Source organism: Escherichia sp. E3659, assembly GCF_005781135.1.
Lineage (GTDB): Bacteria > Pseudomonadota > Gammaproteobacteria > Enterobacterales > Enterobacteriaceae > Escherichia.
In genome coordinates, this window is record NZ_VATQ01000010.1 from 17,727 (window position 1) to 44,325 (window position 26,599).

Sequence of the window (26,599 nt, forward strand, 5' to 3'; positions counted from 1 at the left end):
TAATTTATATCTGATATGAGAGTTCTTGCAAGTGTAAAAATGATTTTTAAACGCAAATGTACTCAACATCCAGGCCGGATAAGGCGTTCACGCCGCATCCGGCATTGAGCAATGATGCCTGAGAAGAGGCGGTTCGTCTTATCAGACTATAGATATATCAGTTCTACAAATCGCTTGCATTTATCATGATTAGCAATCATTATCATTTGCGAAATTTATTTAGATATATCTGATTACCATCACGAAGGCGATAACAATGAATAACTCCCCCCGCTACCCGCAGCGCGTTCGCAATGATCTGCGCTTCCGTGAACTGACTGTGTTACGCGTTGAGCGCATCAGCGCCGGTTTTCAGCGCATTGTCCTCGGCGGCGAGGCGCTGGACGGCTTTACGTCGCGCGGCTTTGACGATCACAGCAAACTCTTCTTTCCTCAATCTGACGCTCACTTTGTGCCGCCAACGGTAACGGAAGAGGGGATCGTCTGGCCGGAAGGACCACGTCCACCGTCGCGTGACTATACGCCGCTGTATGACGAACTACGCCATGAACTGGCGATCGATTTCTTTATTCACGAAGGCGGCGTTGCCAGCAGCTGGGCAATGCAGGCGCAACCGGGCGATAAACTCACGGTGGCAGGTCCGCGCGGTTCGCTGGTGGTGCCAGAGGATTACGCGTATCAGCTGTATGTTTGCGATGAATCCGGGATGCCCGCACTGCGCCGCCGCCTGGAAACGTTGAGCAAACTTGCCGTTAAACCGCAAGTTACCGCGCTGGTCAGCGTGCGGGATAACGCCTGTCAGGATTATCTCGCGCACCTTGATGGTTTTAATATCGAATGGTTGGCGCATGATGAGCAGGCGGTAGATGCGCGTCTGGCGCAGATGCAAATCCCTGCCGATGATTACTTCATCTGGATAACCGGCGAAGGGAAGGTGGTGAAGAATTTAAGCCGTCGCTTTGAAGCGGAACAGTATGACCCTCAACAGGTACGTGCAGCGGCTTACTGGCACGCGAAGTAATTGCTTTCCATATCAAAAAAGCAAAAAGGCTGACGATTTCTCGTCAGCCTTTACTGTATCTGGTGGCCCCTGCTGGACTTGAACCAGCGACCAAGCGATTATGAGTCGCCTGCTCTAACCACTGAGCTAAGGGGCCATGGTAGCGGATTATAAAGTAACTCTGTGTCGCAATCCAGCCATTACCGCGCACCTGCTGTTTTTATAAACAATGTATTTTCAATTCGTTATACTTTCCCCAGGTTGTGTTGTTCAGGGGTTAATATGGTTGAAGATATTATTGCACCAGGGTTGCGCGTGGTGTTTTGCGGCATCAATCCGGGGCTTTCATCTGCGGATACTGGCTTTCCTTTTGCCCATCCGGCGAACCGTTTCTGGAAGGTGATTTATCAGGCCGGGTTTACTGACAGACAGTTGAAGCCGCAGGAGGCGCAGCATTTGCTGGATTATCGTTGTGGAGTGACCAAACTGGTTGACCGTCCAACGGTGCAAGCCAATGAAGTGTCAAAGCAGGAGCTGCACGCAGGCGGGCGTAAGCTGATTGAAAAAATTGAAGATTATCAGCCTCAGGCGTTGGCGATTTTGGGTAAACAGGCCTATGAGCAGGGATTCAGCCAGCGCGGCGCACAGTGGGGGAAACAAACGCTCACTATTGGTTCGACGCAGATCTGGGTGCTGCCAAATCCCAGCGGTTTAAGTCGAGTTTCTCTGGAAAAGCTGGTGGAGGCGTATCGCGAGCTGGACCAGGCACTGGTGGTGCGTGGGCGATAAAAAACGCCACCGAAAAGGTGGCGTTTGTGCAAAGGGACAAGTGCCGGATGCGGCGTAAACGCCTTATCCGGCTACCGATTAATCGTCCAGGAAGCTACGCAGTACTTCAGAACGGCTCGGGTGACGCAGTTTGCGCAGCGCCTTCGCTTCGATCTGACGGATACGTTCGCGGGTAACGTCGAACTGTTTACCCACTTCTTCCAGCGTGTGGTCGGTGTTCATATCGATACCGAAACGCATACGCAGAACTTTCGCTTCACGCGCGGTCAGGCCAGCCAGCACGTCGTGCGTTGCCGCACGCAGGCTTTCGGTGGTCGCAGAATCCAGCGGCAGCTCGAGGGTGGTATCCTCGATGAAATCCCCCAGATGCGAATCTTCATCATCACCGATCGGCGTTTCCATGGAGATTGGCTCTTTGGCGATCTTCAGCACTTTGCGGATCTTGTCTTCCGGCATCAGCATACGTTCAGCCAGTTCTTCCGGCGTCGGTTCACGGCCCATCTCTTGCAGCATCTGGCGAGAAATACGGTTGAGCTTGTTGATAGTCTCAATCATATGCACCGGAATACGGATGGTGCGCGCCTGATCCGCGATAGAACGGGTGATCGCCTGACGGATCCACCAGGTTGCGTAGGTGGAGAACTTGTAACCACGGCGGTATTCGAATTTATCTACCGCTTTCATCAGACCGATGTTGCCTTCCTGAATCAGGTCAAGGAACTGCAAGCCACGGTTGGTGTATTTCTTGGCGATAGAAATAACCAGACGTAAGTTCGCTTCAACCATCTCTTTCTTCGCACGGCGGGCTTTCGCTTCACCGATGGACATGCGACGGTTGATATCTTTAACCTGCTCGATGGTCAGGCCGGTTTCTTCTTCAATCTGCTGCAGTTTCTGCAGGGCGCGATGCACTTCTTCAGAGACATCGTGCAGTTTTTCCGACCACGGCTTGTTCATCGCAATTGCCGCATTGAACCAGGTATCGCTGGTTTCATTGCCGGTAAACAGGGTGATGAAGTTTTTCTTCGGCATTTTGCACTGCTCAACGCAGAGCTTCATGATCAGACGCTCTTGCGTACGAACGCGGTCCATCATGACGCGCATGCTGTTGACCAGATAGTCAAACTGCTTCGGCACCAGGCGGAACTGTTTGAATACTTCAGACAGTTTCAGGATCTCTTCCTGAGCGGCAGCGTGACTGCGACCTTTCGCTTTGATGGTGTCACGCGTTACAACGTACTGAGCGCGCAGTTCCGCAAATTTTTCACGAGCCAGTTCCGGGTCGATGCTGTTGTCATCGTCGGCGGTATCGTCGTCACCATCTTCTTCGTCTTCATCTTCGTCATCGTCCAGATCTTCCTGGGAAAGCTCAGAGCCGACGTGAGTGGCGGTTGGTGCCAGATCTTCTTCTGCGTTCGGGTCAACAAAGCCGGTGATCAGATCGGACAGACGCGCTTCTTCTGCTTCCACACGATCGTACTGTTCCAGCAGATAGGTGATCGCTTCCGGGTATTCAGCAACGGAGCATTGAACCTGGTTGATCCCGTCTTCAATACGTTTAGCGATGTCAATTTCGCCTTCGCGGGTCAACAGTTCAACGGTGCCCATTTCACGCATGTACATGCGTACCGGGTCAGTCGTGCGCCCGATTTCAGATTCCACGCTGGAAAGCACCTGCGCGGCGGCTTCGGCAGCATCTTCGTCCGCGGTGTTTTCAGCCAGCATCAGATCATCGGCATCCGGTGCTTCTTCCATCACCTGAATGCCCATGTCGTTGATCATTTGGATGATGTCTTCGATCTGATCTGAATCGACGATATCTTCCGGCAGATGGTCATTGACCTCGGCATAGGTCAGATAGCCTTGCTCCTTACCACGGGTGACAAGAAGTTTCAGCTGTGACTGCGGGTTTTGCTCCATAAGACGGTATCCACACTTATTTCATGAGGTTGGTGTTGGGCGATTGACCCGATGTCCTTCAGGTGTTAACGCTGAAATCCAACGGCTGTTTACCGCCAACGATAATTACGAGGGCGTACTTATATATTTGCCGCTGCCTCTCAGTGCGGCTGTCGGGGGGCTTCCCGATCGCTATTCGGCACTTAAGCCGTTAAATTTTGCTTTTTTCTAGGGCTTGTCTGATTTCCCAGAATTCCCTGCGTTCTTCAGTGCTTAAACCATTTGTGCGATCGAGGGCTATCAACTCTTCCAGTCGCATTCTAAGCATTGAATCAAAAATCGTATTTAAGGTGTCAGTGAACGTTTTTTCCACGTTCTCATCTTTTATATCGTTCCATACTGACAGCTTTTCAAGTGTTGAGTACTCACTTGAACCACGATAATTCTCTAATAACTGTCCTGTGGTTAGACCCGGTTCTGTGATACAGATATTGACCAGTTCAGCAAATAAATCCAGTCCAGGCAGTTTTGTTTGGCTCAAACCTTGCAAAGGAGGAACGAGCGGTGCCAGGCCAGGGTTTTGAATCAATAACCCTATCAGTATACGCATAGGTGTCCGTTTTATCAGTTGAACTGGACGCACTACACTATTTTCTGCCTGTTTTGGCACTAATCGATCAAGCTGGGCATCATCAAAAATACCTAATTTCAGCCCTAACATCTGACGCAACTGGATCCTGTGAGCATCACCCGGCACCTGGTTGATTAACGGGAGCGCCAGCGCTGCTAACTTTGTACTGCCATCAGGTGAAGACAAATCCACCTGAGGTAACAAGTTATTAAATAAAAACATGGATAGCGGTTGGGCTTGTTCCATCCGGGCTTCAAAAGCCTCTTTACCCTCTTTACGTACCAACGTATCCGGGTCTTCGCCATCAGGCAAAAACATAAAACGTAACTGGCGGCCATCAGCCATATAGGGCATCGCGGTTTCCAGCGCTCGCCACGCCGCATCACGACCAGCCCGGTCACCGTCGTAACAGCAAATAACGTTGTTTGTGGCGCGGAAAAGCATATGGATATGATCCGCAGTGGTTGACGTACCCAGCGACGCAACGGCGTAATTAATGCCGTATTGCGCCAGCGCCACCACGTCCATATAGCCTTCGACCACAAGCAGACGATTGGGTTCAGCGTTATCCTGCTGCGCTTCATAAAGACCGTAAAGCTGGCGGCCTTTATGGAAAATGTCCGTTTCCGGCGAGTTCAGGTATTTAGGGGTATCGTTGCCCAGCACGCGCCCGCCAAAACCAATCACCCGACCGCGTTTATCGCGAATAGGGAACATCACCCGCTCGCGGAAACGATCGTAACTGCGACCCTGATCGTTAGTGACCAACATGCCCGCATCAATCAATGACTGACGATTTTCTGGATTGCCACCAAACCGCTTCAGGACGTTGTCCCAGCCGGGGGGCGCAAAACCAATCGCAAAGCGGGCGATAACCTCGTGGCTTAATCCGCGTTTTTCCAGATACTGGCGCGCAGACGTGGCAACAGGTTGCTGTAAAGATTGTTGGTAAAACGTATTCAGACCGTCCATCAACTGATAAAGCGTTTGCCGCTGATGGCGCTCGATCTGGCTGGGGCCGCTGCCTGCTTCAAATGGCACTTCAAGATTGTGCATTGCCGCCAGCTCTTCGACCGTTTCGACGAACTCGAGTTTGTCGTAGTTCATCAGGAAGTCGATCGCGTTGCCGTGCGCGCCACATCCAAAGCAGTGGTAAAACTGTTTCTCACCGTTAACGGTGAATGACGGGGTTTTCTCGTTGTGGAATGGACAACACGCGTGAAAATTCTTGCCCTGCTTTTTCAGCTTCACACGGGCATCGATCAGATCGACGATGTCGGTGCGTGCCAGCAGATCATTAATGAATACGCGTGGGATTCGTCCAGCCATAGGCCCCGATTTTTAGCAATTCATAAACGAAAATAAGCCGCGCATTCCTTTCGGAAGCACGGCCTTACAACTACAACTCGGTCTGATCGGAGAGCAACGCTCTCGGGGAATTAGTACAGACGAGTGCGGCGTGCGTTTTCGCGAGCCAGTTTCTTCGCGTGACGTTTCACTGCAGAAGCTTTAGCGCGCTTACGTTCGGTAGTCGGTTTTTCATAGAACTCACGACGACGAACTTCCGCCAGAACACCTGCTTTTTCGCAGGAACGCTTGAAGCGACGCAGAGCTACGTCGAACGGCTCGTTTTCACGTACTTTAATTACCGGCATGTGCCTCTCACCTTTGATTAATTCGGTTTGCCGCTGGCATCAACGCCAGCTTATTTCAAAATGGTGCGGAATTTTACTGCAATTGCTGCTGCTTTGTAAAGCACCGCGGCCTCTTTTGAAAGGGACTTTTATAAGGGTGGGGAGTATACACGAGGCTTTATCCAGGGGCGAACAAAGTTTTACATCAACCCGCATTGGTCCTACACTGCGCGGTAATAAAGCGAGGTAAAACAAGTCATGCGTGTACTGGGTATTGAAACTTCCTGCGATGAAACTGGCATCGCCATTTACGACGATGAAAAAGGTTTGTTAGCCAACCAATTGTATAGTCAGGTGAAATTGCACGCTGACTACGGCGGTGTAGTGCCTGAACTGGCTTCCCGCGATCACGTGCGTAAAACCGTACCGTTGATCCAGGCGGCGCTGAAGGAGTCTGGTTTAACGGCAAAAGACATTGACGCTGTGGCCTATACCGCAGGCCCTGGATTAGTCGGCGCGCTGCTGGTTGGCGCGACCGTGGGGCGTTCTCTGGCGTTTGCCTGGGACGTTCCGGCGATCCCGGTACACCATATGGAAGGGCATCTGTTAGCGCCGATGCTGGAAGATAACCCGCCAGAATTTCCGTTTGTCGCGCTGCTGGTTTCCGGCGGTCATACGCAGTTAATCAGCGTGACTGGCATTGGGCAGTACGAGCTGCTCGGCGAGTCTATTGATGATGCCGCCGGTGAAGCGTTTGATAAAACCGCGAAGCTGCTGGGGCTGGATTATCCTGGCGGACCGTTACTGTCGAAAATGGCGGCTCAGGGTACTGCCGGGCGCTTTGTTTTCCCGCGTCCGATGACCGACCGTCCGGGGCTGGATTTCAGCTTCTCTGGCTTGAAAACCTTCGCGGCAAATACCATTCGTGACAACGGCACCGACGACCAGACGCGTGCTGATATCGCCCGCGCTTTTGAAGATGCGGTGGTCGATACGCTGATGATTAAGTGTAAGCGAGCACTGGATCAGACGGGCTTTAAGCGACTGGTCATGGCGGGCGGCGTGAGTGCTAACCGCACGCTGCGGGCGAAACTGGCGGAAATGATGAAAAAGCGTCGCGGTGAAGTGTTCTACGCGCGTCCGGAATTTTGTACTGATAACGGCGCGATGATCGCCTATGCCGGAATGGTGCGGTTTAAAGCAGGCGCGACGGCGGATCTCGGCGTGAGCGTGCGTCCGCGCTGGCCGCTGGCGGAGTTACCGGCTGCGTAAAACTATTGGGTGCCGGAGAGCAATTTCCGGCACCGTCCTCACTTAAAGCAACACCACGGGCATCCACAGTAAGCCGGTAATCACCAGCAACACGAGGAATATCAGCCCAAAAATCGCCCCCAGTCGCCAGTAATCCACCGTTGGCAGATAACCACTACCGTAGTAAATCGGACTGGGTCCGGTGGCGTATGGTGTAAGAATGCTCCCCAGACCAATTGCCGCGCCAACCATCAGGCAGAACACCGGCAGCGGGATTTCCGGCATCGCCAGCGCGGCGGCAATCATCATCGGTGCGAGAGCGGAGGTATACGCCGTGGCGCTGGCAAAAAAATAGCGCAGCAGATAAAACACCACAATCAATGCCACCATCACCATCGTCGGCGAATAACCACTTAAGCTGCCTGCTAACAGTTTGCCAAACCAGCTAATAAAACCGGTGTTGTTGAGTCCGGTAGCGAGGGTGATAAGCGAGGCCAGCCAGAAGAAAACGTTCCACGCCGCTTTATTACTGACAATATCGTCCCAGCAGATAATGCGCAGAAGCAGCATCAGTGCTACCACGCTGTAACCGACCATCGCAGCATCAATATAATCACCGCCGAAAATCCACAGCACCAGCGCGCCTACCATCAGCCCCAACATCCGTTTTTCACGCGAACAGAGCGGGCCCATTGCCTGCAGTTCCGTCTCTGCCCAGCGCGGCACCTGATCGCCAGACTTCAGTACCGGCGGGTACAGCACGTAAGCCAGCCAGGGAACCAGCAGAACCAGTAAAATACTGAGCGGCAACATCCCGAGGAACCAATCGCCCCAACTCAGCGTGGCGTGAGATGCGCTTTTCATCAGTCCAATTAACAGCAAGTTAGGTGCCATCGCCGTCAGGAAAATGGCGCTGGTCACGCAGTCGGCAACAATCCCCATCCACATGATGTACGAGCCAATGCTGCGCGAGCTGCTGTCGTTTGGTTGTGATTGATAGAGCGGTGGCAGGTTACGGATGATGGGATAGATAATCCCCGCACCACGCGCCGAGTTGGACGGTGTGACAGGTGCCAGGATCAGCTCGGAGAACATCACCGCATAGCCGAGAAACAGCGTGCGATGCCCCATCTTTTTCACCAGAATCAGCGCGATGCGACGTCCAAGACCGGTTTTTTCATAGCCAGTGCCAAACATAAAGGCGGCGAAAATCAGCCAGATAACCGAATTAGAAAAACCGGAAACCGCCCAGGAGAGGGATTTGGCGGTGAACTTAAAACCTGGCTGGGCGAGCTGCTCCGGGCTAAACAGAAGCCAGGGAGATAGAATGGCGATGATGGAGATACCCACCATCGCCACCACGGCACCCGGCACGGGTTCGAGGATTAGCCCAACGATCACGCCAGTAAAAACGGCAAAGTAGAGCCAGGTATGACTCTCCAGCCCTGCGGGAACCGGAATTAGAGCAATAATGGCGATGACCGCCAGCGGCGCAAGGTATCGCCACCATTCAGTGGAAGGTTTCATCGTGTTATGCCTGCGAAAAAGGAGAGGGGGTGAGCCTCTCCGGGAGGGTTATTTGATGTAATGGACGTGCTCGCAAATCTCTTCCACGATGGGATCGCGGCGTTCGGCGAACAGCTTTTTGTTTTCGGCTATCAGGTTGTTGCCGTGGGTATCAATAGAGACAATCAGCGGGCCGAACTCTTTGACCCGGCAGACCCACAGCGACTCCGGCATCCCGAGCTCTGTCCAGTGCACTTCTTCAATCTCTTCCACCTGGGTTGCCGCCAGTACCGCGCAGCCAGCCGGGAAAATCACATGTAACGCCTTGAATTTCTGGCAGCCTTCTTCGGTCAGCGGCCCCATTCCACCTTTGCCAACCACCAGTTTCACGCCGGTCTGCTCGATAAATTCACGTTCAAAACTTTCCATACGCATACTGGTTGTCGGGCCGACGGAAACCATCTCCCATTTGTCGCCGTTTTTGCGCACGATGGGGCCAGCGTGGAAAATCGCTTTGCCGTTGAGATCGTAAGGGATCGGACGTTTGAGTTCGATCAAGCGGCGGTGACAAACGTCACGGCAGGTCACCAGCGTACCGGTCAGGTAGATCACATCGCCGACGCGAATATCTTGCAGATCTTCAGCTTTGATCGGGGTTGTCAGGATCTTTTTCATAACGCGCTCCGGGTGTGAGACAGATTTTCAAAGGTGAGATCGGCATGAACCAGCAGTGTGCCGCGACGATGCGCCCAGCAGCCTGTAGAAACAGCAACGCCGATGGTTGACGGATGGCGGGCGGCAGATTCGATATGTACGCCCATCACTGAACTGTTGCCAGTCAGCCCCTGTGGACCAATCCCCAGACGGTTAAGTCCTTCCTCCAGGCGTAGCTCCAGCTCTGCCGCTTTTGGATTGGGATGGCGGCTGCCAATCGGGCGCAAAATGGCTTTACGCGAGAGCACCGCGGCGGTTTCCACCGAGGTGGCGATGCCCACGCCCACCAGTACCGGTGGACAGGCGTTTACGGCGAGGGTGGAGATATTTTCGAAGACGAATTTCACCACGCCTTCGTAGCCTTCTGACGGCATTAACACTTTCGAGCGGCCAGGCAGTGTGCAGCCGCCGCCTGCCATGTAAACTTCGATTTCCGCATCGTCGCCGTCGGGAATGATGTCCCAGGTAACCCACGGTACGCCGCTGCCGGTATTTTTGCCGGTGTTCACTTCGTCAAAAATTTCCACCGCGTTGTGGCGCAGTGGCGCTTTGACGGTTGCTTCTTCCACAGCTTGCTTAAGAATGCTTTGCAGCTCGCCAAGCAGCGGGAAGCGGGAACCGACTTTAACGAAGAACATAATCTCCCCGGTGTCCTGACAGGCAGGACGATTCAGGTCGATCGCTTTTTGCATGTTGTCGAACATCGTGTGGTAGATGATTTTTCCCATCGACGACGTTTCGGCATCCTTTAGCTGTTTTAGTTTGTCCACCACGTCATCGGGCATTCGGGTAGAAATCATGGCGGTAAAGTTAGCGACAATATCCGTCAACTTATTCACTGCCTGTTGCTTATTACATTCGCTCATCATGGCAACTCCAGTTTATGTATTTGTCTGGAAAAATTCACCGCCACAAACTACCACTAAAAATGTGGTTTTATATTTTTTGCCGCCGTGAATATGTAATTAACAGTTCGTTAATCAACACGAAAATAAGAACGAATATTGCGCCAGAGCAGGGAATGGCAATGTTTTGCGAAATACACTGCGTTTATCAAAACTGCGGATATTTAACGATGCTAAATAGCTGGCCTTTAGCCAAAGACTTGCAGGTACTGGTGGAAATCGTCCATAGCGGGAGTTTTAGCGCCGCTGCGGCAACGCTTAGGCAAACGCCTGCATTTGTCACCAAGCGGATCCAAATCCTTGAAAATACGTTGGCAACCACACTGCTGAACCGCTCCGCTCGCGGCGTGGCGCTAACTGAAAGTGGCCAACGTTGTTACGAACATGCGCTGGAAATCCTCACCCAATATCAGCGACTGGTCGATGACGTCACGCAAATCAAAACGCGCCCGGAGGGGATGATCCGCATTGGTTGCAGCTTTGGCTTTGGGCGCAGTTATATTGCGCCAGCCATTACCGAACTGATGCGCAATTATCCTGAGTTACAGGTGCATTTTGAATTGTTCGATCGGCAAATTGATTTAGTGCAGGATAATATTGATCTGGATATTCGTATTAATGACGAAATTCCTGATTATTATATTGCGCATCTTTTGACAAAAAATAAAAGAATATTATGCGCAGCACCTGAGTATCTGCAAAAATATCCGCAGCCACAATCCTTACAGGAATTAAGTCGTCATGACTGTCTGGTGACCAAAGAGCGCGATATGACCCACGGAATATGGGAGTTGGGGAACGGTCAGGAGAAAAAATCGGTGAAGGTAAGCGGGCATCTTTCCTCCAATAGCGGCGAGATTGTGCTGCAATGGGCGCTGGAGGGCAAAGGGATTATGCTGCGTTCCGAGTGGGATGTGTTGCCGTTTCTGGAGAGTGGTAAACTGGTGCGAGTATTGCCGGAGTATGCACAGAGCGCCAATATCTGGGCTGTTTACCGGGAGCCGCTCTATCGCAGCATGAAATTACGTGTCTGCGTGGAATTTCTGGCGGCATGGTGCCAGCAACGGCTGGGCAAGCCCGACGAAGGCTATCAGGTTATGTAGACTCGCGAGAAATCACTCGGGATCCTTTTCGCGCTTTCTTTTGAATTTCGTCCAGATTTTTGTCTCCTGGTGACGCCACAGACGCTGGATGTTGTCATGATGACGCAGCAGGATCAGGCAAGAGAGCATCGAAACCGGAAAGGTGAATTGTGGCTTGAACCACCAGACATAAAACGGAGCAATCAGCGCGCTGACAATCGCCCCCAGCGACGAATATCCACTCAATAGCACGGTAAGCAGCCAGGTCCCCGCCATCACGCCCGTTAAATCCCAGCCGATCGGAGCAATAGCGCCAAAAGCGGTGGCAACGCCTTTTCCCCCTTTAAAACCGAAGAAAACGGGCCAGATGTGTCCAAGACAGGCGGCAATCGCAATTAATCCCAGCCAAAATGGGCTGACGCCTAATTCATATGCTCCCCAGACAGGCAACATACCTTTTAGGACGTCAAAGATCAGCACTGCTACGGCTGCCCCTTTGCCACCCATGCGTAAAACGTTGGTCGCGCCAGGATTACCGGAGCCGCTGGTTCGCGGGTCGGGCAAGCCACAAAGGCGGCAAACCAGAATGGCACTGGAAATGGAGCCGCAGAGGTACGCGATGAGGATCATTCCAGGCGCGATTGCACTCATAAGCTGTTCCGTTTTGAAAATTCGTGTTCAACGATGAATCTGTGGATAATACGCACATTTCGCCGGAAGTGGTATCCGGTTAGCCAAAAAGCAGGCAGGACGTGATGGATATTGTATTTATAGAGCAACTTTCGGTAATCACCACTATTGGTGTTTACGACTGGGAACAGACCATCGAACAGAAGCTGGTGTTCGATATCGAAATGGCGTGGGATAACCGTAAAGCGGCGAAAAGTGATGATGTGGCGGATTGCCTCAGTTACGCAGACATTGTAGAAACGGTAGTCAGCCACGTCGAGGGGGCGCGTTTTGCACTGGTGGAACGCGTGGCGGAAGAAGTGGCAGAACTGCTGTTAACTCGCTTTAATTCGCCGTGGGTTCGCATCAAACTTAGCAAGCCAGGCGCAGTGGCGCGAGCGGCGAATGTCGGCGTCATCATTGAGCGTGGCAATAATCTGAAAGAAAATAATTAATTTTACAGCTGTTAAACCAAACGGTTATAACCTGGTCATACTGCAGTAGTTCGGACAAGCGGTACATTTTAATAATTTAGGGGTTTATTGATGAGCGATATGCACTCGCTGCTGATAGCGGCAATATTGGGTGTGGTCGAAGGATTGACAGAATTTCTGCCGGTATCCAGCACGGGCCATATGATTATTGTCGGTCACTTGTTGGGGTTTGAGGGCGACACGGCGAAAACCTTTGAAGTCGTGATCCAGTTAGGATCAATTCTGGCGGTAGTAGTGATGTTCTGGCGGCGTCTGTTTGGTCTGATTGGCATTCACTTTGGACGCCCGTTGCAGCACGAAGGAGAAAGCAAAGGTCGTTTAACGCTGATCCACATTTTGCTGGGGATGATCCCTGCGGTGGTGCTGGGACTGCTGTTCCACGACATGATTAAATCATTGTTTAACCCGATAAATGTCATGTATGCGCTGGTTGTCGGCGGTTTGTTGCTGATTGCCGCCGAATGCCTGAAGCCGAAAGAGCCGCGTGCGCCGGGTCTGGATGATATGACCTATCGCCAGGCGTTTATGATTGGCTGCTTCCAGTGTCTGGCGCTGTGGCCAGGATTCTCTCGCTCCGGGGCGACCATTTCAGGTGGGATGCTGATGGGGGTGAGCCGTTACGCGGCTTCTGAGTTCTCGTTCCTGCTGGCGGTGCCGATGATGATGGGCGCAACGGCGCTTGATCTCTACAAAAGCTGGGGCTTCCTGACAACCGGCGATATCCCGATGTTTGCCGTTGGGTTTATCACTGCCTTCGTAGTGGCGCTGATAGCGATTAAAACCTTCCTGCAATTAATTAAGCGGATTTCGTTTATCCCATTCGCCATTTATCGCTTTATTGTGGCGGCTGCGGTGTACGTCGTATTCTTTTGATGTGAAGAATAGTGTCGGATGCCTGGAATTGTCCACGATTGCGTAGGCCGGATAAGGCGTTCACGCCGCATCCGGCAATCAACGCCTGATGCGACGCTCGCGCGTCTTATCAGGCCTACAACCGTCGTTGACATGTAGCCGGATAAGGCGTTCACGTCGCATCTGGCAAAATGCCCAACACTCACTCAGGCTTTGGGCAACGTTGTTCCTTCCAGCAAGCTACCGCTGCAATCCGGCGGCGAGTCAGCTCTTCGCGAATCTCTACACCTTTAAATCCTGCTTCAACGACGGCTTTTGTCGGCACTGACTGCGCCACTTCCCAGGCTTCGCGCAACCAGCGGCCTTGCGGGTAGTCCGCCGATTCAAAACCGGTTCTGCCGCGCACGTCAGCTTCGCTGGTCAGCGCCAGTTGCTCAACACGCTGCGGTTTACGCCAGGCATCAATGGAATCAAATAATTTAACGATGGTTTTCGGGTTCAGCATCGGGAAGGTGTGAATGAGATCGTGAAACTCCGCCACCAGTTTGGCTAAATCGCGAATTTCATTTGGCACGCGCAGACGCTGGCATAGTTGTTCCACCAACTTAACACCTGCCGGGCCATGTCCATGATGACGTGGCCAAAGCTCTGGCGGCGTCAGTCCTTTACCGAGATCGTGGCATAACGTCGCGAAACGCACATCGACCTGCGGACTTAGCATCGCCGCCATGGAGAGCGTCATTAAGGTATGAATCCCGGTGTCGATTTCCGGATGCCACTTGGCGGGGGCCGGAACGCCGAACAGGGCGTCAATTTCCGGGAATAAAACGCGCAGTGCGCCGCAATCGCGCAGCACCTGGAAAAACACTTGTGGATTGCGGGTGGTGAGGGCGCTTTCCGTCTCTTTCCACACTCGTTCAGGCGTCAGGTGTTCCAGTTCGCCCGCGTGAGTCATCTCGCGCATCAGCGCCAGGGTTTCATCAGCAATACGAAAACCGAGGTGGGCATAACGCGCAGCAAAACGCGCCACGCGCAGCACGCGTAGCGGATCCTCGCCAAAAGCGGGGGAAACATGGCGTAACAGACGGTTTTGCAGATCGCCCAGACCGTTGTACGGGTCGATAATCTCGCCGTCATCGTCCTGGGCCAGCGCATTAATGGTCAGATCGCGACGCTTAAGATCATCTTCCAGCGTGACATCCGGTGCGGCATAGCAGGTAAAACCGGTGTAACCGGAACCGGATTTCCGTTCGGTACGTGCCAGCGCATACTCTTCATGCGTTTGCGGATGCAGAAAAACAGGAAAATCGCGGCCTACCTGCTGGTAGCCCGCGTCGAGCATCTCCTGTGGCGTGCTGCCGACAACCACCCAATCTCTGTCTTTGACCGGTAGCCCTAACAATGCATCCCGTACCGCACCACCGACCAGATAAATCTTCACGCCATCTTCCCTTCGTCAAATACACAATTCCTAATAATAAGACAGTGCAACGAAGAAGGCGATTTAGTTCATCCAGCGATCTTTGCGTTTGCGCGTTGGGATCAGGTGCGGTAATACCAGTCCGAGCAGCAAGCCAAGCCCCAGCACGCCGCCGCCATACATAAACCATTGCATGATGATGGTGCGCTGTTTGTCATCTAGCTGCACGCTGGCGGCATCGACCTTTTTCTGTGCGACAATCAGTTCGTTTTTCAGCTTCTGATTTTCTTCTTTTAACCCGTTGATCACGCTGTCACTTTGCGCCACTTTTTGCTGCATTTCTGCAGTGCGCTGATTCCAGGTGTTATCAATATTGGTGAGCTTATCGGTCAGCGTTTTGACCTGATTTTCCAGCACCGGTACACGAGTGCGCAGGCTTGGCTCGGTATTAAGTTCTTTTAACGGGATCCAGGCGGTACGGCCGGAGCTGTCTTTCACCTGGGCATAATTGGTGTTGGCGTCAGTTTGTAATAAGGTTACTTCCTCGCCCGCGTTAACTGTGCCCACGAGGCGATAATTATCCCCCGGACCGCTGCGGACCCAGGTGTTCAGTTCGTCAGAAACATAGCGCTTTTCTTCGGCGTGCGAGACGGCAGTGGCGCTAAGTGCAAGTATAGTTAATCCGATCAGGCGTAATTTTGGCATCAGGCTGTCGTTATTGTCTGGGAAAAGTGGAACGATAGTAGTGGCATCAGTGTCGCTACGCAAAGCATTCGCTATCAATCGGAATCCTCTGTGTCAGGTCTTGCCACAGCTTCAATCTTTTACGCCCGTCAAATTGCCCGTTGCATGGCAATTTGGCGCAAAATACTATCTACTGACAAAAAAGATCGCATTAAGTTCGCCGTTCATCGTCACTAATGTGACATAACCGGATAAGTAAAGGCCATGGCTCAGGAAATCGAATTAAAGTTTATTGTTAATCACAGTGCCGTTGAGGCGTTGCGTGACCATCTCAATACGCTGGGCGGCGAGCACCATGACCCCGTGCAGTTGCTGAATATTTACTACGAAACGCCGGATAACTGGCTGCGTGGGCACGATATGGGCTTGCGTATTCGTGGCGAAAATGGTCGCTATGAAATGACGATGAAAGTCGCCGGGCGAGTGACTGGCGGCTTACACCAGCGCCCGGAATATAACGTGGCGTTGAGCGAACCGACGCTCGACCTGGCGCAGTTACCGACAGAAGTCTGGCCGAACGGTGAGTTACCTGCCGATCTCGCTTCCCGCGTACAACCGCTGTTCAGCACCGATTTTTATCGCGAAAAATGGCTGGTGGAGATCGATGGCAGTCAGATTGAAATCGCCCTCGATCAGGGCGAGGTGAAAGCCGGAGAATTTGCTGAACCTATCTGCGAGCTGGAACTGGAACTACTTCGCGGCGAAACGCGCGCGGTGCTGAAACTGGCAAACCAACTGGTATCGCAAACTGGTTTACGCCAGGGCAGCCTGAGCAAGGCGGCGCGTGGCTATCATCTGGCGCAGGGAAATCCCGCGCGTGAAATCAAACCCACCACCATTTTGCATGTTGCGGCAAAAGCCGATGTGGAACAGGGGCTGGAAGCGGCGCTCGAGCTGGCGTTAGCACAATGGCAGTACCATGAAGAGTTGTGGATACGCGGCAACGAGGCGGCGAAAGAGCAGGTGCTGGCAGCAATCGGCCTGGTTCGCCATACTCTGATGCTGTTCGGCGGTATCGTGCCGCGTAAAGCGAGCACTCACTTACGTGATCTGCTTACTCAATGCGAGGCGACCATTGCTTCTGCGGTTTCTGCCGTGACGGCGGTCTATTCTACCGAAACGGCAATGGCGAAACTGGCGTTGACCGAATGGCTGGTAAGCAAAGCCTGGCAGCCGTTTTTAGATGCCAAAGCGCAGGGCAAAATCAGCGATTCCTTCAAACGCTTTGCCGATATCCATCTTTCCCGCCATGCCGCTGAACTGAAAAGCGTTTTTTGCCAGCCGCTGGGCGATCGCTACCGTGACCAGTTGCCACGCCTGACACGTGACATTGACTCAATACTGTTGCTGGCGGGTTACTACGATCCTGTTGTCGCGCAAGCCTGGCTGGAGAACTGGCAGGGGCTGCATCACGCTATTGCGACCGGGCAACGCATTGAAATTGAACATTTCCGTAATGAGGCAAACAATCAGGAACCGTTCTGGTTGCACAGCGGAAAACGTTAATCAGGCAAGGATAAAATCGCTTATGAAGCCGCTCTCTTCACCGTTACAGCAGTACTGGCAGACCGTTGTTGAGCGGCTGCCAGCGCCTTTAGCCGAGGAATTACTTAGCGCACAGGCGAAGTCAGTACTTACTTTTAGTGATTTTGTGCAGGATAGCGTAATTGCGCATCCAGAGTGGCTGACGGAGTTGGAAAGCGAGCCGCCACAAGCCGATGAGTGGCAGTATTACGGCGAGTGGTTACAGGAGGCGCTCAGTAACGTGAGTGACGAGGCTGGGTTAATGCGTGAACTGCGGCTGTTCCGGCGGCGCATTATGGTACGTATCGCCTGGGCGCAAACGCTGGCGCTGGTTACTGAAGAGAGCATATTGCAGCAGCTCAGCCATCTCGCTGAGACGCTGATTGTCGCGGCGCGTGACTGGTTGTATGACGCATGCTGCCGCGAGTGGGGAACGCCGTGTAATGCGCAGGGCGAAGCGCAACCGCTGCTGATTTTAGGCATGGGTAAGCTGGGCGGCGGGGAACTGAATTTCTCCTCAGATATCGATCTGATTTTTGCCTGGCCGGAACATGGTTGTACGCAGGGCGGACGCCGGGAACTGGACAACGCTCAGTTCTTTACCCGCATGGGGCAACGGTTGATTAAAGTGCTGGATCAACCAACGCAAGATGGCTTTGTCTATCGCGTAGATATGCGGCTGCGTCCGTTTGGCGAAAGTGGCCCGCTGGTGCTGAGCTTTGCAGCGCTGGAAGATTATTACCAGGAGCAGGGGCGTGACTGGGAGCGTTACGCGATGGTCAAGGCGCGGATTATGGGCGATAGCGACGGCATTTATGCTAACGAATTGCGTTCGATGCTGCGCCCGTTTGTTTTTCGTCGTTACATCGATTTCAGTGTGATTCAGTCTCTGCGCAACATGAAAGGGATGATTGCCCGTGAAGTGCGTCGCCGCGGTTTGACCGACAACATCAAACTGGGCGCGGGCGGTATTCGCGAAATTGAATTTATCGTCCAGGTTTTCCAGCTTATTCGCGGCGGGCGCGAGCCGTCGCTGCAATCGCGTTCATTATTGCCTACCCTCAACGCCATTGCGGCATTGCATCTGCTCTCTGAGAATGATGCCGAACAATTGCGAGTGGCGTATCTGTTCCTGCGGCGCCTGGAAAATCTGCTGCAAAGCATTAATGACGAACAAACCCAGACGCTTCCTTCTGATGAGCTTAACCGTGCGCGGCTGGCGTGGGCGATGGACTTTGCTGACTGGCAGCAACTGACCGGAGCGCTGGGCGGACATATGGCTAATGTGCGTCGGGTATTTAACGATCTGATTGGTGACGACGAAAGCGAAACCCAGGAAGAGACTCTGTCGGAGCAGTGGCGTGAGCTGTGGCAGGATGCATTGCAGGAAGATGACACCACGCCAGTGCTGGCGCATCTTAGAGAAGATGATCGCAAACAGGTGCTGACGCTGATTGCCGATTTCCGCAAAGAGCTGGATAAGCGCACTATTGGGCCGCGCGGACGTCAGGTGCTCGACCATCTCATGCCGCATTTGTTAAGTGACGTATGCGCGCGTGAAGACGCTGCTGTCACGCTGTCGCGCATTACCGCCTTGCTGGTGGGGATTGTTACCCGCACCACCTATTTAGAATTGCTCAGTGAATTCCCCGCGGCGCTTAAGCATTTGATTTCTCTGTGTGCCGCATCGCCGATGATTGCCAGTCAACTGGCGCGTTATCCATTATTGCTGGATGAACTGCTCGATCCGAACACCCTCTACCAGCCGACAGCGACGGATGCCTATCGCGACGAATTGCGCCAGTATTTGCTGCGCGTGCCAGAAGATGACGAAGAACAACAACTTGAGGCGCTGCGTCAGTTCAAACAGGCGCAGCTGTTACGCATTGCCGCTGCGGATATTGCCGGTACGCTACCGGTAATGAAAGTGAGCGATCACTTAACCTGGTTGGCAGAAGCCATGATAGATGCCGTCGTTCAGCAGGCGTGGGTTCAAATGGTCGCCCGTTACGGAAAACCGACCCACCTGAACGAACGTGAAGGTCGCGGCTTTGCGGTGGTTGGCTACGGTAAGCTGGGCGGTTGGGAGCTGGGATATAGTTCTGATCTTGACCTGATCTTCCTCCATGATTGCCCGATGGATGTAATGACGGACGGCCAGCGGGAAATCGACGGGCGGCAGTTTTACCTGCGTCTGGCGCAACGCATTATGCACTTGTTCAGCACGCGCACGTCTTCCGGTATTTTGTACGAAGTGGATGCACGGCTACGCCCGTCCGGGGCGGCGGGAATGCTGGTTACTTCCGCAGAAGCGTTTGCCGATTATCAGAGAAACGAGGCCTGGACGTGGGAACATCAGGCGCTGGTACGTGCTCGCGTGGTATATGGTGATCCACAATTGACCGCTCAATTTGACGCAGTACGCCGGGAGATTATGACGCTGTCGCGTGAAGGCAAAACTTTACAGACAGAAGTGCGGGAAATGCGCGAGAAAATGCGCGCCCATCTCGGCAATAAACATCGCGATCGCTTTGATATCAAAGCCGATGAAGGCGGAATTACCGATATCGAATTTATTACCCAATATCTGGTGTTGCGCTACGCCCATGAAAAACCGAAGTTAACGCGCTGGTCAGACAACGTGCGCATTCTGGAACTGTTGGCGCAAAACGACATTATGGAAGAGCAGGAAGCGATGGCGCTGAGCCGTGCTTACACTACGCTGCGCGATGAACTTCATCATCTGGCATTACAAGAGTTGCCGGGCCATGTGCCGGAGGATTACTTTACCGCAGAGCGTGAACTGGTGCGGGCAAGCTGGCAGAAGTGGCTGGTGGAGGAATGAAATATGGTATTATCGCGCGCAAATTTTGAATCTCTCAGGAGACAGGAATGAAAGTAACGCTGCCAGAGTTTGAACGTGCAGGAGTGATGGTGGTTGGTGATGTAATGCTGGATCGTTACTGGTACGGTCCCACCAGCCGTATCTCGCCGGAAGCGCCAGTACCCGTGGTTAAAGTGAATACCATCGAAGAACGTCCGGGCGGCGCGGCCAACGTGGCGATGAACATCGCTTCTCTCGGTGCAAACGCACGCCTGGTGGGGCTGACAGGTATTGATGATGCGGCGCGCGCGCTCAGTAAATCGCTGGCGGACGTGAACGTAAAATGCGACTTCGTTTCTGTGCCGACGCATCCGACCATCACCAAACTGCGGGTGCTTTCTCGTAACCAACAGTTGATCCGCCTGGATTTCGAAGAAGGTTTCGAAGGTGTTGATCCGCAGCCGCTGCATGAGCGGATTAATCAGGCTCTCGGTACGATTGGCGCGCTGGTGCTTTCTGACTATGCGAAAGGTGCGTTGGCAAGCGTACAGCAGATGATCCAACTGGCGCGTAAAGCGGGCGTTCCGGTGCTGATTGATCCAAAAGGCACCGATTTTGAACGCTACCGCGGCGCTACGCTGTTAACGCCTAATCTCTCGGAATTTGAAGCTGTTGTTGGTAAATGTAAAACCGAAGAAGAGATTGTTGAACGCGGCATGAAACTGATTGCCGACTACGAACTCTCTGCGCTGCTGGTAACCCGTTCCGAGCAAGGGATGACGCTGCTGCAACCGGGGAAAGAGCCGCTGCATATGCCAACTCAGGCGCAAGAAGTCTATGACGTTACCGGTGCAGGCGACACGGTGATTGGCGTGCTTGCGGCAACGCTGGCAGCGGGTAATTCGCTGGAAGAAGCCTGCTTCTTTGCCAATGCGGCGGCTGGTGTGGTGGTCGGCAAACTGGGGACATCCACGGTTTCGCCGATCGAGCTGGAAAACGCAGTACGTGGACGCGCAGACACTGGTTTTGGCGTGATGACCGAAGATGAGCTGAAGCTGGCTGTAGCGGCGGCGCGTAAACGTGGCGAAAAAGTAGTGATGACCAACGGTGTCTTCGACATTCTCCACGCCGGGCATGTCTCTTATCTGGCAAATGCCCGCAAGCTGGGTGACCGCTTGATTGTCGCCGTGAACAGCGATGCTTCCACCAAACGCCTGAAAGGGGATTCTCGCCCGGTTAACCCGCTCGAACAGCGTATGATTGTGCTGGGCGCACTGGAAGCGGTCGACTGGGTGGTGTCGTTTGAAGAGGACACGCCGCAGCGCCTGATCGCCGGGATCCTGCCAGATCTGCTGGTAAAAGGAGGCGACTATAAACCAGAAGAGATTGCCGGGAGTAAAGAAGTCTGGGCCAACGGCGGCGAAGTGCTGGTGCTCAACTTTGAAGACGGTTGCTCAACCACTAACATCATCAAGAAGATCCAACAGGATAAAAAAGGCTAACCGGAAAGCGGTTCACAGATCTCGCTTCGTGTCAGGTAGACCTATTGACGCTGTTGTTTTTTCAACCTAAAGTAAAGGAATAAGGGTAAGGGAGGATTTCTCCCCCCTCTGATCAGTTGTTAGTAAGTTGGGAAGCTTAGCAGTAACAACACAACCAGTATGATGACGAACTTCATCATAACCCTTTCCTTCTATAAGGCCCCTTCTTCGGGAGGGGCTTTCCCGTTTCAGCCCCTTACTGACTTCCCGATTGTTGATTAGCGCCTGACCCCGCGCAACGCTTTCCCTGATGCAGTTTTCTCTTCCCCGAGTCGACTCGCAAAACGCTGTAACAACCTGATCATTTGCACTTTTTAGTGGAACGTAGATATAAAAAAACCAGCTTTTTGGGCCAGGGATATGCGTTAATGAAACCTTCTTGACGCTGTTGTTTTTTCAACCTAGAGTAAAGGAATAAGGGTGAGGGAGGATTTCTCCCCCCTCTGATTGGCTGTTAATAAGCTGCGAAACTTACGAGTAACAACACAATCAGTATGATGACAAGCTTCATCATAACCCTTTCCTTCTGTAAGGCCCCTTCCTCGGGAGGGGCTTTCCCGTTTCAGCCCCTTGCTGGCTCCCCGATTGTTGATTAGCGCCTGACCCCACGCAACGCTTTCCCTGATGCAGTTTTCTCTTCCCCGAGTCGACTCGCAAAACGCTGTAACAACCTGATCATTTGCACTTTTTACCGGAATGCAGATATAAAAAATCCCCGGCTTTTTGGGCCAGGGATATTCATAGATGAAAATTTATTCTACGTTTTCTGCGACGGGAGTTGTTGAGGTTAAGGGTGAAGTCAATGCCGCCAGCGAGCCGCCTGAAACGCCAATTTCATTGAGCAAGGAGTCAATCAGTGGTGCTTGTGTGCGGTAAGAAAGGGCGGCAGACAATGCCTGTTCCGCCAGATTTCCGCCACCAACGCTGCCTGATGCCGCATCCCCCGCAGCGCCACCACGGTTCAATCCATCGACCTGAATAATCTTGATGCCGTCGATAGACTTCATCGGTTCAACGGATTTCTCTATTACCGCAGGTAACGACTGTAATAGCGCCAGTTTGAATTTAAGGCTGGTTTGTTCATCAGAAAGTACGTTGATTGCATCGTTCAGCGCACGTTGCGCTTCTGCTTCCGCCAGACCTTTTTTACGCGTAGCTTCGGCTAACTCAACGATCGCTGCCGCCTGCATCTCTGCGGCTTCTTTCTCTGCTTTTGCTCGGACGGTCAGTTCGACCGCTTTGGTTTCTGCGTCTTGCGCTGCGGCAATCAGCGCCACCTGCTTGGCACGATCGGCTTCGGCTGTTTGGCGAGTGGTTTCTACGTTTTGTTGCGCACTTACCGCTTCTGCAAGTGCGAGGTTGGCACGCGCTTCTGCCTGTGATTGTTGTTCCGATTTTGCCGCAATGGCGATTGATTTCGTCTGGTTGGCGATTTCGGTGACCTGCTGCTGTTCGATCTCTTTAATGCGAACTTCACGTTCGGCCTCAACCTTTCTTGAGCGGACGGCTTGTTCGCGGTCGATTTCCGTTTCCTGAATCTGTCGTTCAGCCAGAATTCGCGTCTGCTCTGCTTCACGACGACGTTCAGCTTCAAAAGCCGCAATTTTCGCATTCTGCTCAGCGGTACGGGTTTTAACCTGCTGCTCCTGCTCAAGCGTCATAAACGCTTCTTGCTGTTCAATCTCCAGTTTCCGCGAAAGAGCGTCTCGATTTTTCTCACGCACCGCAACTTCTACATCCTGTTCAACTTCGTTACGCTCGCGACGACGGCGTTCCGTCTCCTGGGTTAGTTTGGTCAAACCTTCGGCGTCAAAAGCGTTGTTCGGGTTAAAATGCTCTTTCGAAGTCTGGTTAAAGTTGGTGAGTGAAACACTTTCCAGTTCCAGTCCGTTTTTCGACAAGTCTTCTGCCACGGTATTTTGTACACCCTGCACGAAGTTCTCACGGGTATCCTGTAACTCATGCATGGTCATTTGCGCAGCGGTGGCGCGTAGGGCATCGACGAATTTATCCTCGACCAGCATACGTAAATCTTCTGGTGATAGAGTGCGTTGCCCCAACGTCTGGGCCGCAGTGGCGATGCCTTCTACTGACGGTTTTACCCGTACAAAGAAAGCCACTACAACATCAACACGCATACGATCTTTCGTAATCAGGCTATCAATAGTAGAACGGCTGACTTCCAGCTTGAGCGTATTCATATTGATAGGAATGATTTCGTGGAAGATCGGCATTACGATTGCGCCGCCGCTCATTACCACTTTTTGCCCGCCTAACCCGGTACGAACAAATGCCTGCTCGGCAGATGCCCGACGATAAAGTCGCGCGAAAATAATACCGATAATAAACAGAACACATACGGCAACAATCGCCATAAACATCCATGACGGTACTAAGTTAACAATATCATCCATTATTAAATTTCCTTTTGATTAAATATTTACAATATATTTGGCCAGGGATTTTTTTCTGCTAAATATCGTGTTGCAGAAAGTCGGCAAATAATCAATACCTTGTCACCTTTGGTGAAGTTTTTTCCTTCTTCAGGTTCCAGTAATAAATAGTGTATTTGACCAAATTGATCGGTAAGTTTTCCTTCACAGGGTCTGCCAGATATTGCCTGATGACCGGTAATTAATGCCATGCAGCCAATATATTCTTCTTCTGTAATAGCAGAACTATGATCGCGAGGAATCCAGGGGGCGATCGCCTTGCCGATATAATGCACTGTAATAACAGTGAGCAGTAAACAAACAGGAACCACCAACAGGTTTGAGAGCGGAGCTTTCCAGACCGTCACGCAGGCATGCTGTAGAACGATGCCGATAAGGCCAAAAAAACCAGCTAACAGGCAGAGGATGACGAGGGCTGGTAGCCTTCCAATATTAAGATAATGAAGTGCCTGACTAATATTACCTGTGGTTATGGAATCGTAATGATCAAGATGTGCATCAAGAGCACCGGAGAGCATGTGACCGCAGACAATAGCAATAATTTCTAACAGGCCGATCAAAAGTACAAAGGAAATAGCGAAAAGATAAGGTGTGTTATAGTCGGCAAATAAAATCATCAGTCACTCCATCGTCCATTCAGTGACGCATTGTTTACTATGGTATGATTTCCTTTCTTACATTTATCTTTGCTAATAATAACATGCGTTAGTGAAATTTTAAAAGGGAAAGTCTTTTAACGTTGTAATTATTTTCAATAAAAAGTGTGATCCAAAACAATATATTTACGCACGTTATGTTTAAAGGCACTACACTGATTAAGGAATACTGAAATCAGAAAAAGCATATGGCCTTAAAAGGTATGCGATAACCGGAGGATGTGCTTATGGATCATGGTCTTAATTCTTTAAATAATTTCGATTTCCTGGCGCGTAGTTTTGCCAGAATGAATGCTGAAGGTCGACCGGTCGATATTCTGGCCGTCACTGGTAATATGGATGAAGAACACAGAACCTGGTTTTGCGCTCGTTATGCCTGGTATTGCCAGCAAATGACACAGTCAAGAGAACTGGAACTAGAACATTGATATTACGGGCCGTCAGGCCCGTTTTTGTGGTGCTTTATTCTGCTTTATCAACTGGTGGGATGGCGGGAGGAGATTGAACTTCTGCTGCCGGATTACTACGAGCTTCCAGTTCACTGATGCGCTGCTCCAGTAACGCCAGTTTCTCACGAGTCCGTAACAGGACCTGCGTCTGCACATCGAATTCTTCGCGGCTTACCAAATCGAGGCGAGTCAGCTGTGCTTGTAGGGTTTGGCGGATTTTTTTCTCCACATCTTCCCCGAACTCCCTGATTCCTTTAGGCATTGATTCGTGAACCTGGCGAGCAATTTGCTCAATTTTTTTCGGGTCAATCATTGTAGTTTCCCTGTACTGATAGGTGTTTAGTGCCATTGTAGTGCGATAAGGGTAAGTCATAAACCAGAATTATGTGAACCTATGCGTTGCTGCCGCTAATCATTAGCGTTATAGTGAATTCGCTTATTCTCAGGGCGGGGCGAAATTCCCCACCGGCGGTAAATCAACTCAGTTGAAAGCCCGCGAGCGCTTTGGGTGCAAACTCAAAGGACAGCAGATCCGGTGTAATTCCGGGGCCGACGGTTAGAGTCCGGATGGGAGAGAGTAACGATTCTGTCGGGCATGGACCCGCTCACGTTATTTTGGCTATATGCCGCCACTCCTAAGACTGCCCTGATTCTGGTAACCATAATTTTAGTGAGGTTTTTTTACCATGAATCAGACGCTACTTTCCTCTTTTGGTACGCCTTTCGAACGTGTTGAAAATGCACTGGCTGCGCTGCGTGAAGGACGCGGTGTGATGGTGCTTGATGATGAAGACCGTGAAAACGAAGGCGATATGATCTTCCCGGCAGAAACCATGACCGTTGAGCAGATGGCTCTGACCATTCGCCACGGTAGCGGTATTGTTTGCTTGTGCATAACCGAAGAACGCCGTAAACAACTCGATCTGCCAATGATGGTCGAAAATAACACCAGCGCCTATGGCACTGGTTTTACCGTGACCATTGAAGCTGCTGAAGGTGTGACTACCGGTGTTTCTGCCGCTGACCGTATCACGACTGTTCGCGCTGCGATTGCTGATGGTGCTAAACCTTCAGACTTGAATCGCCCTGGCCACGTTTTCCCATTGCGCGCACAGGCGGGTGGTGTACTGACTCGTGGCGGTCATACCGAAGCGACTATTGATCTGATGACGCTGGCAGGCTTTAAACCTGCAGGTGTGTTGTGTGAACTGACTAATGACGATGGCACCATGGCCCGCGCGCCAGAGTGCATCGAGTTTGCCAACAAACACAATATGGCGCTGGTCACTATTGAGGATCTGGTTGCATACCGTCAGGCGCATGAGCGCAAAGCTAGCTGAAAATAACTGCTAAAACTGGCGCGATAATCAAAGAAACCGAAGCTGTAGAAGGCTTCGGTTTTATTTTGCCCTTACCCTGCTGAATGTAAATTTCACCGCTTTATCTATGAGTAAATTTCACTAATATCAGACAACCTTTTTCATTATGATCAAAATCATATAAATGTTCCGATATTATGCGACCATATAAATATATCCGAAAATGGATATGTGAAATTTATG

The 26,599-nt window shown here is 51.9% G+C and carries 25 protein-coding genes, 1 tRNA gene and 1 riboswitch; of the genes, 11 read left to right on the plus strand and 15 right to left on the minus strand.

Annotated features, from left to right (window positions below):
• The first annotated feature begins 256 nt into the window (after positions 1–256).
• Positions 257–1,021: an NADPH-dependent ferric chelate reductase NfeF gene (nfeF, locus tag FEK47_RS10585; protein ID WP_135487224.1), complete on the plus strand. Its 765-nt coding sequence runs from the start codon at positions 257–259 to the stop codon at positions 1,019–1,021.
• Positions 1,022–1,081: 60 nt separating this feature from the next.
• On the opposite strand, the gene FEK47_RS10590 is transcribed toward nfeF, so the two are convergent.
• Positions 1,082–1,157: transfer RNA gene (locus FEK47_RS10590), tRNA-Ile, on the minus strand.
• A gap of 125 nt (positions 1,158–1,282) precedes the next feature.
• Between FEK47_RS10590 and mug the strand changes: the two genes are divergently transcribed.
• Positions 1,283–1,789 (plus strand): G/U mismatch-specific DNA glycosylase, encoded by a 507-nt coding sequence (mug, locus tag FEK47_RS10595; protein ID WP_130260138.1) that lies wholly within the window; start codon positions 1,283–1,285, stop codon positions 1,787–1,789.
• A 78-nt stretch (positions 1,790–1,867) separates the two neighbouring features.
• On the opposite strand, the gene rpoD is transcribed toward mug, so the two are convergent.
• The 3 genes from rpoD to rpsU form a co-directional block, all read right to left on the minus strand.
• Entirely contained in the window at positions 1,868–3,709 is a 1,842-nt protein-coding gene (gene rpoD / locus FEK47_RS10600; protein ID WP_064529606.1) for an RNA polymerase sigma factor RpoD, read from the minus strand.
• A 190-nt stretch (positions 3,710–3,899) separates the two neighbouring features.
• The gene (gene dnaG, locus FEK47_RS10605) at positions 3,900–5,648 is read right to left on the minus strand and encodes a DNA primase (protein ID WP_135487226.1); all 1,749 of its coding nucleotides are present in this window, start codon (positions 5,646–5,648) and stop codon (positions 3,900–3,902) included.
• A gap of 110 nt (positions 5,649–5,758) precedes the next feature.
• Positions 5,759–5,974, minus strand: coding sequence for a 30S ribosomal protein S21 (gene rpsU, locus FEK47_RS10610; RefSeq protein ID WP_001144069.1), 216 nt, complete (start codon positions 5,972–5,974; stop codon positions 5,759–5,761).
• Positions 5,975–6,211: 237 nt separating this feature from the next.
• Between rpsU and tsaD the strand changes: the two genes are divergently transcribed.
• On the plus strand, positions 6,212–7,225 hold the full coding sequence (gene tsaD, locus FEK47_RS10615; RefSeq protein WP_001264352.1) for a tRNA (adenosine(37)-N6)-threonylcarbamoyltransferase complex transferase subunit TsaD: 1,014 nt from the start codon (positions 6,212–6,214) through the stop codon (positions 7,223–7,225).
• Positions 7,226–7,267: 42 nt separating this feature from the next.
• Here tsaD and ttdT read toward each other — a convergent pair whose 3' ends face one another.
• The 3 genes from ttdT to ttdA are packed head-to-tail and all read right to left on the minus strand — an operon-like array spanning position 7,268 to position 10,293.
• A complete protein-coding gene (gene ttdT, locus FEK47_RS10620; RefSeq protein ID WP_000804924.1) occupies positions 7,268–8,731 on the minus strand; it encodes an L-tartrate/succinate antiporter in 1,464 nt (487 codons plus the stop codon).
• A gap of 48 nt (positions 8,732–8,779) precedes the next feature.
• Entirely contained in the window at positions 8,780–9,385 is a 606-nt protein-coding gene (ttdB, locus tag FEK47_RS10625; RefSeq protein WP_000722957.1) for a L(+)-tartrate dehydratase subunit beta, read from the minus strand.
• Positions 9,382–10,293: a L(+)-tartrate dehydratase subunit alpha gene (ttdA, locus tag FEK47_RS10630; protein ID WP_138183179.1), complete on the minus strand. Its 912-nt coding sequence runs from the start codon at positions 10,291–10,293 to the stop codon at positions 9,382–9,384. Before ttdA ends, ttdB begins: the two co-directional genes overlap by 4 nt.
• A 206-nt stretch (positions 10,294–10,499) precedes the next feature.
• Here ttdA and ttdR point away from each other — a divergent pair, with 206 nt between their 5' ends.
• A complete protein-coding gene (gene ttdR, locus FEK47_RS10635; RefSeq protein ID WP_130257967.1) occupies positions 10,500–11,432 on the plus strand; it encodes an L-tartrate utilization transcriptional activator TtdR in 933 nt (310 codons plus the stop codon).
• A gap of 12 nt (positions 11,433–11,444) precedes the next feature.
• On the opposite strand, the gene plsY is transcribed toward ttdR, so the two are convergent.
• Entirely contained in the window at positions 11,445–12,062 is a 618-nt protein-coding gene (plsY, locus tag FEK47_RS10640; RefSeq protein WP_130210442.1) for a glycerol-3-phosphate 1-O-acyltransferase PlsY, read from the minus strand.
• Positions 12,063–12,166: 104 nt separating this feature from the next.
• Here plsY and folB point away from each other — a divergent pair, with 104 nt between their 5' ends.
• Positions 12,167–12,535, plus strand: coding sequence for a bifunctional dihydroneopterin aldolase/7,8-dihydroneopterin epimerase (folB, locus tag FEK47_RS10645; protein ID WP_135487227.1), 369 nt, complete (start codon positions 12,167–12,169; stop codon positions 12,533–12,535).
• Between the two features lie 90 nt (positions 12,536–12,625).
• The gene (gene bacA / locus FEK47_RS10650) at positions 12,626–13,447 is read left to right on the plus strand and encodes an undecaprenyl-diphosphate phosphatase (protein WP_130210446.1); all 822 of its coding nucleotides are present in this window, start codon (positions 12,626–12,628) and stop codon (positions 13,445–13,447) included.
• 181 nt (positions 13,448–13,628) lie between these two features.
• Here the strand turns inward: bacA and cca are convergent, their stop codons facing one another.
• Positions 13,629–14,867 carry a fused tRNA nucleotidyltransferase/2',3'-cyclic phosphodiesterase/2' nucleotidase/phosphatase Cca gene (gene cca / locus FEK47_RS10655; RefSeq protein ID WP_135487228.1) on the minus strand — a complete coding sequence of 413 codons (1,239 nt, stop codon included), beginning with the start codon at positions 14,865–14,867 and terminating at the stop codon, positions 13,629–13,631.
• 63 nt (positions 14,868–14,930) lie between these two features.
• A complete protein-coding gene (locus FEK47_RS10660; protein WP_130210468.1) occupies positions 14,931–15,551 on the minus strand; it encodes a TIGR04211 family SH3 domain-containing protein in 621 nt (206 codons plus the stop codon).
• A 243-nt stretch (positions 15,552–15,794) separates the two neighbouring features.
• Between FEK47_RS10660 and ygiF the strand changes: the two genes are divergently transcribed.
• The 3 genes from ygiF to hldE are packed head-to-tail and all read left to right on the plus strand — an operon-like array spanning position 15,795 to position 21,440.
• Entirely contained in the window at positions 15,795–17,096 is a 1,302-nt protein-coding gene (ygiF, locus tag FEK47_RS10665; protein ID WP_135487229.1) for an inorganic triphosphatase, read from the plus strand.
• A gap of 22 nt (positions 17,097–17,118) precedes the next feature.
• Complete coding sequence (gene glnE, locus FEK47_RS10670) at positions 17,119–19,959, plus strand: bifunctional [glutamate--ammonia ligase]-adenylyl-L-tyrosine phosphorylase/[glutamate--ammonia-ligase] adenylyltransferase (protein WP_138183180.1); 2,841 nt, start codon at positions 17,119–17,121, stop codon at positions 19,957–19,959.
• Positions 19,960–20,006: 47 nt separating this feature from the next.
• Complete coding sequence (hldE, locus tag FEK47_RS10675; protein WP_130218220.1) at positions 20,007–21,440, plus strand: bifunctional D-glycero-beta-D-manno-heptose-7-phosphate kinase/D-glycero-beta-D-manno-heptose 1-phosphate adenylyltransferase HldE; 1,434 nt, start codon at positions 20,007–20,009, stop codon at positions 21,438–21,440.
• Positions 21,441–21,559: 119 nt separating this feature from the next.
• On the opposite strand, the gene ibsE is transcribed toward hldE, so the two are convergent.
• From ibsE to FEK47_RS10695, 4 genes are all read right to left on the minus strand, one after another.
• The gene (gene ibsE, locus FEK47_RS10680; protein ID WP_001387082.1) at positions 21,560–21,619 is read right to left on the minus strand and encodes a type I toxin-antitoxin system Ibs family toxin; all 60 of its coding nucleotides are present in this window, start codon (positions 21,617–21,619) and stop codon (positions 21,560–21,562) included.
• Between the two features lie 314 nt (positions 21,620–21,933).
• On the minus strand, positions 21,934–21,993 hold the full coding sequence (locus FEK47_RS10685; protein WP_001387081.1) for a type I toxin-antitoxin system Ibs family toxin: 60 nt from the start codon (positions 21,991–21,993) through the stop codon (positions 21,934–21,936).
• Positions 21,994–22,231: 238 nt separating this feature from the next.
• Complete coding sequence (locus FEK47_RS10690) at positions 22,232–23,893, minus strand: flotillin family protein (RefSeq protein ID WP_130218218.1); 1,662 nt, start codon at positions 23,891–23,893, stop codon at positions 22,232–22,234.
• A 26-nt stretch (positions 23,894–23,919) separates the two neighbouring features.
• Positions 23,920–24,549 (minus strand): OB-fold-containig protein, encoded by a 630-nt coding sequence (locus FEK47_RS10695; RefSeq protein ID WP_130210458.1) that lies wholly within the window; start codon positions 24,547–24,549, stop codon positions 23,920–23,922.
• A 266-nt stretch (positions 24,550–24,815) separates the two neighbouring features.
• Here FEK47_RS10695 and glgS point away from each other — a divergent pair, with 266 nt between their 5' ends.
• On the plus strand, positions 24,816–25,016 hold the full coding sequence (gene glgS, locus FEK47_RS10700; RefSeq protein WP_130210460.1) for a cell surface composition regulator GlgS: 201 nt from the start codon (positions 24,816–24,818) through the stop codon (positions 25,014–25,016).
• Between the two features lie 34 nt (positions 25,017–25,050).
• Here glgS and ubiK read toward each other — a convergent pair whose 3' ends face one another.
• Positions 25,051–25,350, minus strand: coding sequence for a ubiquinone biosynthesis accessory factor UbiK (gene ubiK / locus FEK47_RS10705; protein WP_064529620.1), 300 nt, complete (start codon positions 25,348–25,350; stop codon positions 25,051–25,053).
• A gap of 121 nt (positions 25,351–25,471) precedes the next feature.
• Positions 25,472–25,620: riboswitch (FMN riboswitch) on the plus strand.
• Between the two features lie 103 nt (positions 25,621–25,723).
• Here ubiK and ribB point away from each other — a divergent pair.
• Positions 25,724–26,377, plus strand: a complete 654-nt coding sequence (gene ribB / locus FEK47_RS10710) for a 3,4-dihydroxy-2-butanone-4-phosphate synthase (protein WP_113305203.1) — start codon at positions 25,724–25,726, stop codon at positions 26,375–26,377.
• Positions 26,378–26,599: the final 222 nt, after the last annotated feature.

What these genes read in the sequence shown, in the direction of transcription:
- ygiF (WP_135487229.1), top strand. Translation starts at nt 15,795, where the DNA reads ATGGCTCAGGAAATCGAATTAAAGTTTATTGTTAATCACAGTGCCGTT.
- ttdR (WP_130257967.1), top strand. Translation starts at nt 10,500, where the DNA reads ATGCTAAATAGCTGGCCTTTAGCCAAAGACTTGCAGGTACTGGTGGAA.
- FEK47_RS10695 (WP_130210458.1), bottom strand. Translation starts at nt 24,549, where the DNA reads ATGATTTTATTTGCCGACTATAACACACCTTATCTTTTCGCTATTTCC.
- rpsU (WP_001144069.1), bottom strand. Translation starts at nt 5,974, where the DNA reads ATGCCGGTAATTAAAGTACGTGAAAACGAGCCGTTCGACGTAGCTCTG.
- ttdB (WP_000722957.1), bottom strand. Translation starts at nt 9,385, where the DNA reads ATGAAAAAGATCCTGACAACCCCGATCAAAGCTGAAGATCTGCAAGAT.
- mug (WP_130260138.1), top strand. Translation starts at nt 1,283, where the DNA reads ATGGTTGAAGATATTATTGCACCAGGGTTGCGCGTGGTGTTTTGCGGC.
- folB (WP_135487227.1), top strand. Translation starts at nt 12,167, where the DNA reads ATGGATATTGTATTTATAGAGCAACTTTCGGTAATCACCACTATTGGT.
- rpoD (WP_064529606.1), bottom strand. Translation starts at nt 3,709, where the DNA reads ATGGAGCAAAACCCGCAGTCACAGCTGAAACTTCTTGTCACCCGTGGT.
- hldE (WP_130218220.1), top strand. Translation starts at nt 20,007, where the DNA reads ATGAAAGTAACGCTGCCAGAGTTTGAACGTGCAGGAGTGATGGTGGTT.
- plsY (WP_130210442.1), bottom strand. Translation starts at nt 12,062, where the DNA reads ATGAGTGCAATCGCGCCTGGAATGATCCTCATCGCGTACCTCTGCGGC.
- glnE (WP_138183180.1), top strand. Translation starts at nt 17,119, where the DNA reads ATGAAGCCGCTCTCTTCACCGTTACAGCAGTACTGGCAGACCGTTGTT.
- dnaG (WP_135487226.1), bottom strand. Translation starts at nt 5,648, where the DNA reads ATGGCTGGACGAATCCCACGCGTATTCATTAATGATCTGCTGGCACGC.
- ribB (WP_113305203.1), top strand. Translation starts at nt 25,724, where the DNA reads ATGAATCAGACGCTACTTTCCTCTTTTGGTACGCCTTTCGAACGTGTT.
- ttdA (WP_138183179.1), bottom strand. Translation starts at nt 10,293, where the DNA reads ATGATGAGCGAATGTAATAAGCAACAGGCAGTGAATAAGTTGACGGAT.
- FEK47_RS10660 (WP_130210468.1), bottom strand. Translation starts at nt 15,551, where the DNA reads ATGCCAAAATTACGCCTGATCGGATTAACTATACTTGCACTTAGCGCC.
- nfeF (WP_135487224.1), top strand. Translation starts at nt 257, where the DNA reads ATGAATAACTCCCCCCGCTACCCGCAGCGCGTTCGCAATGATCTGCGC.
- tsaD (WP_001264352.1), top strand. Translation starts at nt 6,212, where the DNA reads ATGCGTGTACTGGGTATTGAAACTTCCTGCGATGAAACTGGCATCGCC.
- bacA (WP_130210446.1), top strand. Translation starts at nt 12,626, where the DNA reads ATGAGCGATATGCACTCGCTGCTGATAGCGGCAATATTGGGTGTGGTC.
- ttdT (WP_000804924.1), bottom strand. Translation starts at nt 8,731, where the DNA reads ATGAAACCTTCCACTGAATGGTGGCGATACCTTGCGCCGCTGGCGGTC.
- ubiK (WP_064529620.1), bottom strand. Translation starts at nt 25,350, where the DNA reads ATGATTGACCCGAAAAAAATTGAGCAAATTGCTCGCCAGGTTCACGAA.
- FEK47_RS10690 (WP_130218218.1), bottom strand. Translation starts at nt 23,893, where the DNA reads ATGGATGATATTGTTAACTTAGTACCGTCATGGATGTTTATGGCGATT.
- glgS (WP_130210460.1), top strand. Translation starts at nt 24,816, where the DNA reads ATGGATCATGGTCTTAATTCTTTAAATAATTTCGATTTCCTGGCGCGT.